This window comes from Yersinia vastinensis (assembly GCF_902726565.1).
In the GTDB taxonomy this organism is placed as follows: Bacteria; Pseudomonadota; Gammaproteobacteria; order Enterobacterales; family Enterobacteriaceae; genus Yersinia; species Yersinia vastinensis.
This window is the reverse complement of the sequence record NZ_CACVAF010000002.1, coordinates 295,321-309,597: the sequence shown is the minus strand read 5'-3', so window position 1 is coordinate 309,597 and position 14,277 is coordinate 295,321. Positions and strand designations below refer to the sequence as shown.

Genomic DNA, 14,277 nt, shown 5'->3' with positions numbered 1-14,277 from the left:
CTAGTGACGTTCTGCTGGCAGGCGAGCTGCCTTATTGACATCAAACCACCAGCTATCAAACCCTAGCGAATAAGTGGGGCGTTCCGCAGGCGTTGAGAATTTATCCCAATAAGCAAAGCGGGCATGATTGGAGTACCACATCGGAATCATCAAATAGTTCCAGGTCAACACGCGATCAAGCGCTCGGCCTAGAGACTGTAAAGCCTCCGGCTGTTCTTGATGTTTAATAATCTGTTCGATTAAGTGATCAATCGCGGGATCTTTAATACCCGGTGCGTTGTAGCTGGAATCAATATAAGCCGAGCCCCACAAGATTTGTAAGTCTGGGCTAGGGTAAGGGAAGGCCCTGTAAACCGTCGGGATCATATCGTAATCCCGGCTACGCAGGCGGTTAACAAATTGAGAGCTGTCAACCTCGCGGATATTCATGGTGATACCCAATCGCTGCAAATTATGTTTGAACGGTTGGACATACTGGAAATTGCTGCCGCTAAGTAACAGCAATTCAAACTCAAAAGGTTTACCGGTTTCGCTGTTAACCAATCGTTGATTTTTAACTTCCCAACCCGCTTCACTCAGTAATTCACGTGCTTTTAATAGATTATCCCGCGAGTCACCACTGCCGTCAGTTTGTGGTGGCTGATATATTTGCGTGAAGACTTCTGGCGGTATTTTGCCTTTGAGTGGGGCTAACCAAGCTAATTCCGCGCTGTCTGGATAACCTTTTGCGGCATATTCAGTATTCTGGAAGAAGCTATTTGTGCGCTGATAACTATTGAAATAAAAGGCTTTATTCATCCAGTCAAAGTCAAAGGCCAGAGTCAGTGCTTCACGGACACGCCGATCGCTAAAAATTGGGCGCTGGACATTAAATGCTAACCAGCGAGTATTTTGCGCCGAATTATCGAGGATATCCTGTTTGACGATATAGTTTTTTGCGAAGTTACCGCCCACATATTGCGTGGCCCAACTTTTTGGCGAAGTTTCTTCGCGGAAATCGAACGCACCGGCTTTAAAAGCTTCCAGTGCGACTTTATCGTCTAAATAGTAATCATATCGAATGGTATCAAAATTATACTGGCCGCGATTGACTGGCAAGTTAGCTGCCCAATAATCTCTGACTCGTTCGTAGGTAATAAACTGGCCCATTTTATATTTACCAATACGATAAGGACCACTGCTGACAGGTGGTTTACTCAACGGGTCACTGAGTTTATGGTCTTTCCAAAAATGCTCGGGCATGACAGGTAAGCCAAACAGGCCCAGCATTTTATCTTTATTAGGTTCCGGGAATTCAAAACGCACAGTTAGGCGAGAAATAGCTTTAACTTGTACACCTTTATAGACAATACGAAATTGTGGTACGCCTTCCGTCATAAACTTATTGAAAGTAAACGCCACATCCCGCGCAGTAATTGGGGCACCATCATGGAAACGTGCACGGGGGTTAATATCCACTTCAATCCAGTGAAAGTCGGGAGCAAAACGCGCTGATTCAGCAATTAAAGGGTAATAGCTGCCAATCTCGTCATCTGATGTAGTAAATAGCGAGTCATACAGCCGCTCAGTACGTATGGCCGCGTTACCACGCAATGCATAACGGTTAAAGTTATCAAAGGTGCCAATAGCAGACAGCGTGATGTTACCGCCTTTAGGGGCCGCAGGATTAACATAATCAAAATGGCTAAAATCTGATGAGTATTTAGGTTCGCCCAGGATGGCAAAAGAGCTGCCTTCTTTAATTGTTTCGGCCTGTAAGCCAAAACTGAGGGTTGCAAGCATCAAGGCAGCAAGTAGGCGTAACAACATATTGGTGATTATCTCCTGCCGTTATTCAGATAGTCATACTCTTAGATAAAATTACCAGTTTGCAGGGGTAAAGCAAACATTAAGGCGACGCGTTTTTGTTACGAATTCTTTTTCTTACAAAACTCGATTAAATCCTCAACAGACAATGGCTTGCTAAGTAAATAACCCTGTAAGAAGTTAACCCCATGCTGTGTTAAATACTGGAGTTGTTGTTCTGTTTCGACGCCTTCGGCAACGGTTTCAATATTGAGTTTGTGCGCTAGCATTAATACTGCATCCAATACCGGTGCCGCAACAGTATTAATACCGATTGTGCTGACAAAACCACGATCAATTTTAATATAGTCTAGAGTAAAACGTTCTAAATAGATCAGCGCACTGTGTCCCGTGCCAAAGTCATCAACAGCAATTTGTATTCCTTGGGAACGCAACCAGTCAAATTGCTTAATCGCCAATTCTTCTTCCACCATACCGCGCTCGGTAATCTCAAATATAGGGGCAAAGATATCGGTATTTAATTGCTTCAACATGTGTGAGACATCTTTACGGAAGTCATCATCAGCAAGGTGAATAGGTGAAATATTAAAGGCCAATTTTGTTCCAACAGAAACATGACTTTCTATTAATTTACTGTCTTTGATGATTAACTCAAATAAATGCCGGGTTAGTGGTTGAATCAAATGTTGAGCTTCAGCATAGGGAATAAAAAGATCAGGGGAGATTCGCCCTTCAATGGGGTGCTTCCACCGGATCAATGCCTCCAAGCCACGTAATGAACGATCCTGTGAGCTAAATGCCGGTTGATACTCCACAAAGAATTCACCACGCCGAATACCGCGTAAAATTTCAGCTTCAGCACTTTGACTGGCAATCAAAATATAATATGCCAGTATCCCCACCAAACCTGAAAGTAACAGTCCGCCTAATAGGGTCATGCGAATATCATCCGCTGTGAGGCTGGAGTGATAAATCAATATTTTAATTGGGTAACCGGGTAATTGCACTTCACGCGAAGCCTTGGTGGGTAGCTGGCTAACGGGGATGACTTTAGAGTCAAGAGTGGTTACGGCCAAATCATCAATCACAATCGCTAAATCGTTAACTTGGTTTTCAGCGTAATTTAATAATAAATAAGGATGTAATGTTAATTCCAGTGTTGCCAATACTCCGGAGTTACCACGACCGGCTTCACGAAGCCATACGCCAATTGCCGGTTTACTTGGCATCATAGGCGTCCCTTGCTGGATTTTAAAATCCAAAGGCTGGGATACATTAATTTTGGGGTATAACGCATTGACAGGAATGTGCATGTCACCCGTAGCTGAAGAACAATAAGTGATGTCATCACGAACCAATAAAAAGGCTCTAACACCATTAGTAAAGGCGGCCCGATAATGTAATGCAGAGCTGGCTTGTTCACATGTTTTTGTACTCAGCGGGATAAGCTGAGACATGGTTGTCGTCAGTTCATTAAGGAACTGGGACGAATAAGAGATAATATGATCGCTTTGTGTTGTTAATTTTCGTTCGCTACTGCGATAAAGTAATGACAACGTAATAATAACGAAACAAATAAAGAAGCAGAGTGCGAGGATGACACTTTTTTTTACAAGATGACGACGGGATAGAATATTGCGGGAGAACGCACTGTTTGAACTCATGTTACGTCGCCCCTCAGCATGATAAAAGTGTAATGAGTATAAGTAAGTTAGTAGCGCAGCGCTACCGGTTTGCTAGGGAGTATTATTGGTATTAATAAGCTTATCGATTTGAATTTCATCCAATATAAAGAAAACATGCTCTCTAAATGCATCAAATACGTAAAACAAGCAGACTTAATTTGTACCGATGTATTTTAGGGATATATCAGTAAAACAAACTTTCAGCTTATTAACCTAATCGACTTAATTTTCGAAAGGAGAATCGTTGGTTAATATGCCTTAGTACCAGAAAAATCTCGGTTAAGCGGAGCGAATTTTACACAGAAAATTCTTGAATTTCGCGGTTCTTAAAAAAAAAGGACATTTCCTACAATCAAACAGGAAAAGGGGTTAGAAAGGAAGGCCTACCCAAAATCGGTTAGAGACGTATAAATAATAAAAAACGCCACCAGAAGGTAGCGTTTCATCGTTTCGTTTGGTATCTCGGACAACAGGAATAAAAATCTGCTAGCTGCGCGAACCGCTACTTAGCACTCGGCGCCCATCGCGATAACGCTTATTCCAATAATCTTCATTTAGGCTCGATATTGTCACGCCGACGCTGGTCGAAGCATGAACAAATTTATCGTTACCTAGATAGATACCCACATGGCGACCTGTCGAACCAGCTCTGAACAGCACTAAATCGCCGGGGCGCAACTTGGTACGTTGGATTTTCTTGCCAAGATCCTGCTGCTCAGATGTTGAGCGTGGCAAATCCATTCCAAATTGTTCACGGAAAGTCGTTTGTACAAATGCGGAACAATCAATACCGCGTTTGGTGCTACCGCCTAAACGATAACGAACCCCTTTCCACCCTGCATACTGTTCTAAAATTTTCGACTTGACGTCAACGTTGCGCACCATCGCTTCGAATTCATCCTGAGAGGCTTGCAGTAAAAGCCCATCTTTGTCATTAACTGCACGCATCTCAGTTTGCGTATTTAAGTTCGAAGTCTGTGGTGTAGTACACGCGGATAACATGACCGCTGCTGCAACCGCAGGAATGACCCGCAGAATATATCTCATAATAGGTTGAGACTTGACCATTGTTGTTGTTTTCCCTTGCTGTCCTTACGACGGATGTCGCTACCAAAATGCCAAACGAATCGAGATTATTGATTGTGGTCTGATCAGACAATCACTTAACCAAATAAATGTGCGGGAACGCACAATATTAATCAGGACAGTGATGGAATAGCGATATCCGAGCACAAACGCTTTTGAGATTACCGTAATGATTAATAAAAGGCGAGCGCTTTTATAACCATTATTTTACTAAATGTTAATGCAGCATGAAATTTGATATTAAAACGCGGATAGCTGAATTTGTAACCATTTGGTAATAACAATGAGGGGGATAAGCGAATAGCGATTAGGGCAAAAAATAAGCTTTTTTGCCCTAACATTAAGGCGATGATGGATTAATGGTCTTTTGAACCGGGTAAATTTCGGTTAATGACATCAATTATTTTGTCACTGAGTGGTGTGAGCAAAACCCAGCTTGCCCCAACCAGAACAACGGCAAGAGAACCAACAGCAATATCGGTAAACCAATGCGCACCAATCATGACTCGCGGCATTGAAAAAATGACCACAATCAACAGAGCGATGGCAAATGCACCACGAGAAAAATAGCGCAACATAAAGCAGGCAAATATCATCAGCATCATGCCGTGGTCACCAGGAAAACTGTCGCTAGAGGCATCTTTGGTCGGAATGCCCGTCAATTCACTGACGCGATTGATATTCTCAAAAGTCAGTGTCGGGCTAGGATGAGAAACCGGTAGCAGATGACCTAGCTGGTTGAGGATAACCGCAGTTAACAACATCACCACCCCTGTGACGATTAACCGACGGCGACCTGTGGGGGGTTCCTTAATATAGAAGTACAAGTACAGCAGGCCCATGCACATCAGGGAAATAGCGTCAAAACCTCGATTGTTGGTGATAGCCACCAAGTGTAAAAATGGGGGGCTGGACAGCAAGTGTTGGTTAAAATAGAAGAATATTGCAGAATCTATTTTGAACCAGAAACCGTGGTTTACTGGGATATACCAGGAAAAAAATAGAGCAATTCCAAGCAAGTTGAGCAGTAGTATTGTCGGTAAATTACGACGGGTCATGCGATGGCCTATACATAAATTGTGTAACGAACAAAAATCGGGGCATATTATACCCCTTTAGTTAACCTAATATTCAGTAATTGATGCTGTAGTGCATTCCAATCAGCTTCATTTGCACTAATGAGTTCGATTCGGCTATCCAACGGGGGAATTTGGCGCGTTTCTATTTGCAAGTCATTACCTTGGCGATTAATTACCAAGGTTCCCTCGGCAATACGCATCACGCCTTTTACTCGCTCCACTGGGTTCAATCTTACCCATTCCAATAAGGGAACTGTATCAAATACGGTATCGGCATTAAATACCCAGCCACAACTCAGATAACCTTGACCCTTATTCAGCGCCCGACGCCAAGGCTCAGTTCCTTTTAAACTTAATGCTGCCAGCCCTTTTTGACGTGTTGAACTGTGATGATGTGCCCCATCGGGCAATTCATTATTATTGCTATGGGATATATCGAGTAGGGCAACATCAATTTCACCCTGTTCAGCATAATAGAGAGGGCGTGATGGTGATTGTTGCTCATGCCATTGTTGTAGTGCGTTGTAATCTGTGGCGCTGTAAGTATCTTGTTTATTTGCCACAAGGATATCAGCCGCCGCCAGTTGGTCACGGAAATTCTCATTGCTGGTATAACGATCATCACTTAGCTGGCGCGCATCAAGTAAGGTTACCGTGGCTCGCAGATCAATCCATGGCTGATAAATATCTGAAGTCAAAAGGGATAGGATTTGTTTTGGGTGACCCAATCCAGTTGGTTCGATAAGTAAACGATCGGGTTTTGCCTGTTGTAGCAACATATTCAAGCCAACTTGCATGGGCAAGCCATTTACGCAGCACATGCACCCACCGGGTATTTCTTTTAATACCGCGCCACTGTCTGCTAATAGAGCACCATCAATACCTATTTCGCCAAATTCATTGACCAGAACCGCCCATTTTTCGTTCTCTGGTTTTTGTGCCAATAAATGTCTAATTGTAGTGGTTTTTCCACATCCCAAAAAGCCGGTAATCAAGTTGGTTCTTGTCATATGGATCTCCGCGATGAAAATTTTTTTTTAATTAGCTATTAAGTTAATCCCATTTTAGCCGTTGTTATTAGAAGAGGATATAACAACAAGCAGGCTAATTATTGAACGAAAAAAGTCCAAATTAAGAGTATTTCCTAGGAAATTTCAGAACCGCGCCTAATGGCGGCCCTCGGAGAAGAAATATAATGAGCTTATTCCGGGGATTTTATTGAGTTATGGAAAGAGTAGAGCAATAAAAAATGCTCTACCGTTACCATTACTCGCGCTGAAATCCTCTATCTTTAAAATGACAGATATGAGAGTCGAGGTGATTATGAACAATTATCGAGTACTAATTATCTTAGCGATAATGTTTTCATGGACAATATCTTTTACTGCAAGTAGTGCGCAATCAAACCTGTCTGCTTCAGGAACAATTACATTTTCTGGAGCCATTGTAGACAGTCCATGTGATACTGCATTAGTGGGCCAAACGATAACAACCCGCTGTTATCGTAATGGTGAAACACTGACTCAGCGACAAACACTCTCACGTAATATGCCTCTGACATCCCGATTGCCAGGGAATTTAGCTTCTTCTCATCTGGAATGGCTGAATCCACAACGTAATCTGGGAATTTTAACCGTCACTTATCTTTAATATTTCAGACCGCATTATTAATTTCTGTAAATACACATCGCTGTAGAAAAGAATATCTATAAACACGGTTTATCATAATGATAAGCCGTGTTAGCTCGTTGCATATTTTGGCGTCAAGACACTATATGACCACAATGAAATTGTGTGACCACATGGTATACTTAGTGCCAATCAGACACCCCTTTGGTCAGGCCAATTTGGTATTATCAACGCCAATGCTTGATATAGGAACTTAAGGTTATGCGGTTATATCAGGAAGTGGGCAGTCAGTTACGTGCAGCGATTGTCAGTGGTCAGTATCATGTCGGTGACCGTTTACCGCCAGAGCGAGATATTGCTGAAAATTTCAGTGTCAGTCGCAGTGTGGTGCGAGAAGCACTGATTATGCTGGAACTGGAAAAATTGGTGGAAGTGCGCAAAGGCTCCGGTGTTTACGTGGTCAATGTACCCGATATGCTTGTAAATGGAGAGTCAGCTGTTTCAACTGACAGCGGTTATGGCCCATTTGAACTGCTACAAGCCCGCCAATTGCTGGAAAGTGAAGTGGCTGCTTTCGCTGCTATGCAGGCCACTAAGGCCGATATTATCAAAATGCGTGAGGCCATCGAGCAGGAAAAACGGGCATTAGAAGCCGGGGCTGTGGATGAAAGCGCAGATGAACTGTTCCACTGTCTGCTGGCGCAATCGACACAAAATAGCGTGTTGGCCAATATGGTTGCAGAAGCTTGGCAGGCACGAAAAACCAGCGCAATGTGGCTCGGTGCTCACGGTCATACTGTTGATTTCAGTTATCGTTGGCAATGGTTGGAAGATCATCAAAAAATCCTGCAAGCCGTGTTACGCCGTGATAGCAAGGCCGCCAAGCAAGCCATGTGGCAGCATTTGGAAAATGTTAAAATGAAATTACTGGAACTTTCTGATGCTGACCATCCTGACTTCGATGGCTATTTGTTTGAGTCGGCACCTTATCAGCTTGAAGAATAGAACGTCTTTGATAAATGTATTGGCTGAATGACGAAGAATGCTCATCCAGCCATTACGCAACAATGAAATTAAGCCTGTTCTGCCAAACGTTTCACACTCTCTTTCGCGCCAAATTGTTGCAGGCTGAGATAGGCTTCGGTTACCGCTTGGACGAAAGCGTGCTGCTGTGGCAAGGATTCACCAAACAAGGCTTTCAGTGACAGTAAACTCTGTACTCTGGCTACGCCATCTTCGCTGTTGGCCACACATTTCTTAAAGCTGTCAACCATTGGGTCACGGATATCAATAACCTGGCCATTATCATCGACACCACTGACATAACGCATCCAACCTGCAATACCTAATGCCAAACAGCGGTAGTTGCCGCCATGCTGTAAGTGCCAGCGCACGGAATCCAGCATCCGCTGCGGTAATTTTTGGCTGCCGTCCATGGCAATCTGCCATGTGCGGTGTTTCAGTGACGGATTGCTGTAACGTTCGATGAGTTGATCGGCGTAGGCATTAAGGTCAACACCGGTGACGCGCAGGGTTGGCGCTTGTTCATCTATCATCAAGCGGCGGGCAGTAATACGGTAATTATCATCAGCCATACAATCATTAATATGCGGGTAACCGGCCAGATAACCCAGATAAGCGAGGTAGGAATGGCTGCCGTTTAACATGCGCAGTTTCATTTCTTCAAAAGGCAATACGTCATCCACCAACTGGGCCCCAGCAATTTGCCAGTCAGGGCGGCCAGCGACAAATTTGTCTTCAACAACCCATTGAATAAATGGCTCACAGGCAATACCGCATGGGTCAACGACACCTAATTCGTCGGCAATTTCTTGCAAGGTTTCGGAAGTGGCTGCAGGCACAATGCGGTCGACCATGGTGTTAGGGAAGGTCACATTCTGGCTAATCCAATTAGCCAGCTCAGGATCACGGGCAGTGGCTAAACCCAGAACTGCATTTTTCACGATATGACCATTTTCTGGGATATTATCGCAGGAAAGCACGGTAAAGGGTGGCAGGCCGCGCAGACGACGTAACCGAAGGGCTTCAACCAATACACCCGGTGCAGAAGTTGGGGCATCAGGTATTGCCAGATCAGCACGGACAAACTCATTTTGCAGGTCCAATTGGCCGGTGCCAGGTTCGATGCAATAACCTTTCTCTGTGATGGTCAGCGAGACAATCGCCACTTGCGGTTCGGCCAATTTCTCTAATACTTGCATGATGCCATCTAGCCGGGCATGTAGTGACTCACAGACAGAACCGACAATAATTGCTTGATTACTTTGCGCCCCTTTTTCCAAGACAGAGAAAAGATGGTCTTGCTGACGCAAATTTTGAATCAATACGTCGCCACCCAATAAGCTGACTTCGCAGATACCCCAGTCTCCACCTTGTTTATTCAATACCCGGTCAGTGAGGAGTGCCTGATGGGCACGATGAAATGCGCCAAAACCAATGTGAACAATGCGACTTTTTAGCGCAGTCCTATCATAAGTCGGCAACTGTACGGTTGAGGGGAGGGGGCTGTTAGCTATGGTGTTCATACGTGGCTCCAAAATCATTCACCCCACAGTAGCTGCAAGGGGCTGACGTAAAAGGTGGCAAATAAAAAGTTGTTAGACCAGTTTTGGTGAGCCATCTGTAGGAAAAAAGCCACACCATCGTGATCATTTTCTTTTGCTCGTTGCCATGAATATCGGCTTGCAGTGTAAAGCCATATGACAGAAAATAAAATTGGTAAGTCCAATATTGATAATATTCGTGAAGTGGATCAACCAATGAGGTTTTGCTTTTTGACACTTAGCCCTGAAAGAGTAAGGATAAAGCTGAGTGATACCTCTTGGAAATCTGTATAACAGCATTTTTAGCACACCTGAATAGTTTACATAGAAGGTAAAAAAATAAATGGAACAAACATGGCGTTGGTATGGCCCGAATGATCCGGTGTCCTTAGATGATATCCGTCAGGCTGGCGCAACTGGGGTAGTGACCGCGTTACACCATATCCCGAATGGCGAAGTTTGGCCGGTGAGTGAAATCGAAAAGCGTCAGGCTGAATTGGCGGCGAAAGGTTTGGTCTGGTCGGTCGTGGAAAGCGTGCCGATTCATGAAGAGATTAAAACGCACAGCGGTAACTATCAGCAACATATCGATAATTACAAGCAAACGCTGCGCAATTTGGCTGCCTGCGGTATTGATACCGTGTGCTACAACTTTATGCCAATTCTGGACTGGACACGTACTGATCTGGAATATCAATTACCGGATGGTTCCAAAGCATTGCGTTTTGACCAAATCGCGTTTGCCACTTTCGAATTGCACATCCTCAAGCGCCCTGGTGCAGAGAATGATTACACGGCTGAAGAGCGTGCGCAGGCGGCAGATTATTTCAAAGCCATGACTGAAGCGGATATTGCCAAGCTAACGGGTAATATTATTGCCGGTTTACCGGGCGCTGAAGAGGGTTACACGCTGGATCAATTCCGTGCCCGTTTAGCTGAATATGATGGTATTGATAAAACGCAGTTGCGTGAAAATATGGCCTATTTCCTGCGCGAGATAATTCCGGTTGCTGAACAGGTCGGTTTGCGTATGGCGGTACACCCGGATGATCCACCGCGTCCAATTCTGGGCCTACCGCGTATCGTTTCAACGATTGAAGATATGCAGTGGCTGAAAGAGACCGTCGATAGCATTCACAATGGTTTTACCATGTGTACCGGTTCTTATGGCGTACGTGCTGACAATGATTTAGTGAAGATGATCGAAACTTTCGGTGATCGCATTCACTTCACGCACCTGCGTTCAACCTGTCGTGAAGGGAATCCAAAAACCTTCCATGAAGGCGGTCATTTGCAGGGTGATGTCGACATGTACTCCGTCGTTAAAGCTATTTTGACCGAAGAACAACGTCGTCAGGCGGCGGGTGATATGCGTCCGATCCCGATGCGACCAGACCATGGTCATCAGATGCTGGATGATTTGCATAAGAAAACCAATCCGGGTTATTCCGCCATTGGCCGCCTGAAAGGGTTGGCAGAGGTTCGTGGCGTGGAGTTGGCGCTGAAGCGGGCGTTTTTCCCTGAGCTAAAATAGTATCCATACCCGTCATCTTTCATGTTACAGCGGTGTTTTAGGATGAAAAAGCAAAAGGGCCGAGAAATCGGCCCTTTATTGTAGGTATACCCAATAGATTTCGCGATACAGGAAGGCGGCAAACGAACTCATCCCGATGAGCTTACATGAGTAAGTGATTCGGGTGAGTAAGAGCAGTCAACACACCTGTAACGTGAAAGATGATGGGGATATTATTCGGCGCGTCCCATATAGCGACGTTCTGCAATATGAATACGGATCTTCTCACCAGGGCTGATATATTCTGGCACCTGAATGGATAGGCCGGTACTCATCACCGCCGGTTTGTTACGGGCACTGGCTGATGCGCCTTTGATGCTCGGTGCGGTATCAACAATTTCCATATCAACCGTTTGTGGCAATTCCAATGCCAGCAACTGACCGTCCATTGTCAAAACTTGCATCCCCGGCATACCGCCTTCAGGAATAAACAGCAACTCTTCTTCAATTTGTTCTTTTTTGAAGTTGTAAGGCGTGAAATCTTCATCATCCATAAAGACGTATTCGTCGCCATCGATGTATGAGAAATTCACTGAGCGGCGGGTTAGCGTGATGGTATCGAGGATTTCATCACCTTTAAAACGCTCTTCAACTTTCAAGCCTGTACGTACGTCAGAAAAACGCATTTTATACAGTGTACTTGCGCCACGGGCACTTGGGCTTTGCACATCAATATCTTTCACCAGCAATAATTTGCCATTGAGGTTGACCGCCATACCCCGTTTTATTTCGTTCGCTCTTGCCATTTATTAACCGCCAATCAGAATTGAAGATAAGTTGCGACAAGTTACTCGTGCCGTGTGTTTCAGGCAAGCAGATAGCGCAAAAAAGAGTGAGATTTTCGGTATCAAACTGGCCTTATGCAAACACCGGCAACAGGCCGAATAATGCCGCAATATGAGCCACCGCATTGATCAGACCAAATAAGATAATAAAGCCAATCATAAGACGGCCACCCGGAGCTTGATAACCGGCCTGTGGGAAGCGTTTACGGCTGGCGCGTGCCATCAACGCAGGAACAATGACGGCCCAAATGGTGGCCGCTAACCCGGCAAAGCCAATCGCATAAAGAAAGCCATTCGGGAACAGCAGAGCACCGACGGTCGGCGGTACAAACGTGATTAATGCAGATTTAGTGCGCCCACGACGATCATCGGCAAACTTAAAGAAGTCGGCAATATAATCGAATAACCCCAGAGACACACCGAGGAATGAGCTGGCCAATGCCATATAAGAGAAGGCGTTGAGGAGTTGGCTGGTGATCTGGCTGGCCGAGACCGTATCCATCTGTTTCAGCAAACTACCAATATTACCGCCATCAGCAATCACTTGTTTGAATGCATCCCGGGCAATATTGCCCTGAATGGCGTACTGCCACAGGATATAAATGACTAAGGCAATCAAGGTACCATACAGCAAGCTCTGCACGACAGCTTTGCCGTCCTTGTGGTAATACTTTACCAGCCCCGGCACGTTACCGTGATAACCAAACGATGTCAGCAAATAGGGTAGCGCTGCCAAGGCATAAGGTAAATAGCTGGCATTACTGTCAGTTTGGTTGAATAGAACCGCACTTTCTACATGGCTAAACATATCACCGATGGACATGACAAATGTGATGACCATCCCACCGATTAATATCGTACTTAAGCGATCCACTGCTCGAGTGGATAACCAAACAATAAACGCCACCAGTAAAGCAAAAATAAAGCCCGCACCGGTCTGACCAATCCCCACGGTATTTTGCAATGTATGGGTAATGATTGAACCACCAGCAGAGATATAGGCGTAGGTCAGAATATAGAGAACAAAGGTGATCGATAGCCCATTGATTGAGCTCCAAACCTTACCAAGCAGGTCTTGCACCATGGTGTGGAAACTGGCACCTGTTGGGTAATTTAAGTTGGCTTCCAAAATCATCAAACCCGAAATCAGCATGCAGGCCCAAGTATAAATCAGCAGTGCCACTGAGCCGCTAAACCATACACCGGCTGTCACGATTGGGATTGAGAACATCCCAGCGCCCACAGCGGTGCCAGCAACGATCATGGCTCCCCCCAGAACGGAAGGTCGTGATAGGGATTGGGCTAGGTCTGTTGACATCTGTCACTCCGCATTTCTTTCGTGCTTGATGTTGCAGGGGCTGATGGCCCTGTTGCAACGTCAATAACGTTGGATATTAATAATAGGTTAATTGTTCTTTTGTACTAGCCTAATGGTACATGGTGGCGCTGACGCTGTAAACAGATGAATATGCTTACGGGGTTCATTTGGTTAGTGATTAGTCTGGTCATTAGAATTAATGCTGATTAAATATCGTACAAAACTATCTGAGACACAGGCGGTTGACTACCATCATTCACTTAATTCATTGAGCTATCTCAACGCCTTGAGTTCATATCATTACCACCTACTTGCAGTTCGAAACTTATAGATTTTCAGGTCGTTCCAGTTAAAAACAGACATAACGTGCACAATGAAAAGACAAAAGCTGTGGACGGCGTCAGCTATTCAGCCATTAATCAAGGATAGTGCTGGTAGTTGATGAGGGCGGTTGCTATTGTCCGCTGTTATTCCACCAGCCTACAGGAGCCTGCTGATGGACTGTCGCTCAGATTGCGGTGCCTGCTGTATTGCTCCTTCGATTTCCAGCCCGATCCCTGGTATGCCTTTAGGCAAACCAGCCAACACTCGTTGCCTGCATTTGGATGATGCCATGCGTTGCGGTATTTTCCATTCGCCTTCCCGTCCGGCGGTCTGTGCCAGTCTGCAAGCGTTACGCGAGATGTGTTTTGATACTCGCGACCAAGCTCTGGTGTATTTGATTCAACTGGAAACGGATACCGCGCCTTAAA

At 45.0% G+C, this 14,277-nt stretch carries 12 protein-coding genes; 4 read left to right on the top strand and 8 right to left on the bottom strand.

Annotation, left to right across the window (positions count from 1 at the left end; all coding sequences use genetic code 11):
- The 5 genes from HUZ92_RS04085 to HUZ92_RS04065 all read right to left on the bottom strand — a co-directional run bounded on the left by HUZ92_RS04085 (position 1) and on the right by HUZ92_RS04065 (position 6,666).
- A complete protein-coding gene (locus HUZ92_RS04085; RefSeq protein WP_128450891.1) occupies positions 1–1,809 on the bottom strand; it encodes an extracellular solute-binding protein in 1,809 nt (602 codons plus the stop codon).
- Between the two features lie 98 nt (positions 1,810–1,907).
- On the bottom strand, positions 1,908–3,470 hold the full coding sequence (locus HUZ92_RS04080) for a cyclic di-GMP phosphodiesterase (RefSeq protein WP_050295308.1): 1,563 nt from the start codon (positions 3,468–3,470) through the stop codon (positions 1,908–1,910).
- A 507-nt stretch (positions 3,471–3,977) separates the two neighbouring features.
- Positions 3,978–4,559 (bottom strand): bifunctional murein DD-endopeptidase/murein LD-carboxypeptidase, encoded by a 582-nt coding sequence (mepS, locus tag HUZ92_RS04075; protein WP_050097042.1) that lies wholly within the window; start codon positions 4,557–4,559, stop codon positions 3,978–3,980.
- A gap of 374 nt (positions 4,560–4,933) precedes the next feature.
- Positions 4,934–5,635: a phosphatase PAP2 family protein gene (locus tag HUZ92_RS04070; protein WP_050097043.1), complete on the bottom strand. Its 702-nt coding sequence runs from the start codon at positions 5,633–5,635 to the stop codon at positions 4,934–4,936.
- A 47-nt stretch (positions 5,636–5,682) separates the two neighbouring features.
- Positions 5,683–6,666: a CobW family GTP-binding protein gene (locus HUZ92_RS04065; RefSeq protein ID WP_050097044.1), complete on the bottom strand. Its 984-nt coding sequence runs from the start codon at positions 6,664–6,666 to the stop codon at positions 5,683–5,685.
- A 313-nt stretch (positions 6,667–6,979) separates the two neighbouring features.
- On the opposite strand from HUZ92_RS04065, the gene HUZ92_RS04060 reads away from it, so the two are divergent.
- Together HUZ92_RS04060 and HUZ92_RS04055 are read left to right on the top strand one after the other, a co-directional pair.
- Complete coding sequence (locus HUZ92_RS04060; protein ID WP_050097045.1) at positions 6,980–7,306, top strand: type 1 fimbrial protein; 327 nt, start codon at positions 6,980–6,982, stop codon at positions 7,304–7,306.
- A 240-nt stretch (positions 7,307–7,546) separates the two neighbouring features.
- On the top strand, positions 7,547–8,290 hold the full coding sequence (locus HUZ92_RS04055) for a GntR family transcriptional regulator (RefSeq protein WP_050295310.1): 744 nt from the start codon (positions 7,547–7,549) through the stop codon (positions 8,288–8,290).
- Positions 8,291–8,358: 68 nt separating this feature from the next.
- Here HUZ92_RS04055 and HUZ92_RS04050 read toward each other — a convergent pair whose 3' ends face one another.
- Positions 8,359–9,831 carry a mannitol dehydrogenase family protein gene (locus HUZ92_RS04050; protein ID WP_050139804.1) on the bottom strand — a complete coding sequence of 491 codons (1,473 nt, stop codon included), beginning with the start codon at positions 9,829–9,831 and terminating at the stop codon, positions 8,359–8,361.
- A gap of 361 nt (positions 9,832–10,192) precedes the next feature.
- Here HUZ92_RS04050 and uxuA point away from each other — a divergent pair, with 361 nt between their 5' ends.
- Positions 10,193–11,383 (top strand): mannonate dehydratase, encoded by a 1,191-nt coding sequence (gene uxuA / locus HUZ92_RS04045; RefSeq protein WP_145579990.1) that lies wholly within the window; start codon positions 10,193–10,195, stop codon positions 11,381–11,383.
- A gap of 212 nt (positions 11,384–11,595) precedes the next feature.
- Here the strand turns inward: uxuA and yeiP are convergent, their stop codons facing one another.
- Positions 11,596–12,168: an elongation factor P-like protein YeiP gene (gene yeiP, locus HUZ92_RS04040; protein WP_005193072.1), complete on the bottom strand. Its 573-nt coding sequence runs from the start codon at positions 12,166–12,168 to the stop codon at positions 11,596–11,598.
- A 112-nt stretch (positions 12,169–12,280) separates the two neighbouring features.
- A complete protein-coding gene (mtr, locus tag HUZ92_RS04035; protein ID WP_050097049.1) occupies positions 12,281–13,525 on the bottom strand; it encodes a tryptophan permease in 1,245 nt (414 codons plus the stop codon).
- Between the two features lie 496 nt (positions 13,526–14,021).
- Between mtr and HUZ92_RS04030 the strand changes: the two genes are divergently transcribed.
- Positions 14,022–14,276: a YkgJ family cysteine cluster protein gene (locus tag HUZ92_RS04030; RefSeq protein WP_050097050.1), complete on the top strand. Its 255-nt coding sequence runs from the start codon at positions 14,022–14,024 to the stop codon at positions 14,274–14,276.
- The last annotated feature ends 1 nt before the right edge of the window (position 14,277 follow it).